Genomic DNA, 1592 nt, shown 5'->3' with positions numbered 1-1592 from the left:
GGCGCCGCGCGCGGACGTGGCGCTGCTGATCACCGACGGGGGACCGGCGGCCCTGCCCGTGGCGGTGCGCGATCCGTTGAGGAAGGGTCAGAGGGCCTTCCATCCTGGTTTCCCCCAAGGGCGGCCGGGCGAGGTGACGTCGCGCCTGCTGGGCCGCGAGACGCTGAAGGTGTTCGGGCGCGGTGCGCGCGAGGAGCCGGTGCTGGCCTGGGCCGAGGTCGGGCGCACCGACGGGCTGGAGGGGACGCTGGCGGGCCTGTCGGGGGCGCCGGCGCTGGATTCCCAAGGGCGCGTCGTGGGCGTGACCATCGCCGAGGCGCCGCGCCGGGGCCGGATCTACACCACCGCGCCCGAAACCTTCGGCCGCGCCATCCGGGGCGAACAGACCCTGGCGGAGGCGGCGCGCGGACCGGCGGTGACGACCGAAGACTATGGCCAGGTGTCGAACGCCTTGAGGCGCGACCTGCGCGTGGCACAGGTGGTGTGCCTGGCGGTCTGACCGTCGAACTGCCCATGCTGGGAAACAGACACAGTTGCGCTGTCCAACTCGGCGCCGTTTCGACGTGAGACTTGGACTCGGAAAAAAACAGTCTAACGAGTCCAACGAGTCCAAGTCGGCGCGTCGCGATGTCAAAGACCACGGGCGATCATAACCCCGTTTCGGGCGGGGTACGGTCGAATGACGCTGCTGGTCGGCAAGTCCTTGAAAAGGCGGGGCGTCGGGAAGCGGATTGCGATGGCTGACGAAGAGACGGCGCGTCTCCCTCCCCGCGACGGGGAGGGGTCGAGCGAAGCGCGGTCGGGCGGGGAGGGCAGGTGGGCGCCTCGCCGCCCGTACTTCACGCGGTAAGGTACGGCCCTTTGGGCCGCCCCCACCCGGTCGCTGTGCGACCAACCTCCCCCGCAGGGGGAGGGAGAGCATTGGGGAGTCTGATGCGCCTTACTTCAGCGCGCCGGTGTTCAGGTTCAGGGCGCCGGCCTCGATGACTTCCAGGTTCGGGTGTTTGGCCCGCAGGGCGTCCAGGAATTTGGAGCCGTCGCCGACGATGACCAGGCTGGCGCGATTGGCCGGCAGGTGTTCGGCGAAGGCGGCCTGGACCTGATCCGGGGTGACGGCGCGGACGCGGCCGGCGTAGTCGGCCAGATCGCTCATCGGCAGGTCGTAGAGGGCCAGGTTGGCGACCAGGGTCCCCAGGCCGTCCACCGTTTCCAGCGAGCGGCCGAAGCCGCCGATCAGGGTGGCGCGGCGCGGAGCCAGGTCGGCCGGGGTCGGAGTCTCGGTTCCCAGCTTGGCGATTTCGGCCAGGATCAGGTCGGCGACCTCGTCGGCGGTCTCGTTCTTGGTCTGGGTCGAGGCGGTGAAGACGCCTGCATCGGCCCGAGCGCCCAAGGACGAGGAGGCGCCGTAGGACAGGCCGCGCTTGATGCGGATTTCCTGGTTCAGCCGCGACGAGAAGCCGCCGCCCAGCAGGCTGTTGCCCAGGGTCAGGGGGAAGAAGTCGGCATCGGTGCGGGCGACGCCGCGAACGGCGGCGACCACGGCGGCCTGGCCGGCGCCGGGCTGATCCACCACGACGATGCGCGGGGCCAGG

At 70.7% G+C, this 1592-nt stretch carries 2 protein-coding genes; one reads left to right on the top strand and one right to left on the bottom strand.

What is annotated here, in order from left to right; translation table 11 throughout:
* Positions 1-499 (top strand): serine protease (locus RTU05_RS18190; protein ID WP_312599683.1); only part of this gene is annotated, 499 nt, incomplete at its 5' end.
* A 441-nt stretch (positions 500-940) separates the two neighbouring features.
* On the opposite strand, the gene RTU05_RS18185 is transcribed toward RTU05_RS18190, so the two are convergent.
* A partial coding sequence (locus tag RTU05_RS18185) for an insulinase family protein (RefSeq protein WP_312599682.1) occupies positions 941-1592 on the bottom strand: 652 nt, incomplete at its 5' end.

It is taken from the genome of Brevundimonas sp. (assembly GCF_032017145.1).
Taxonomy (GTDB): Bacteria; Pseudomonadota; Alphaproteobacteria; order Caulobacterales; family Caulobacteraceae; genus Brevundimonas.
This window is presented reverse-complemented; position numbering and strand designations above follow the sequence as displayed.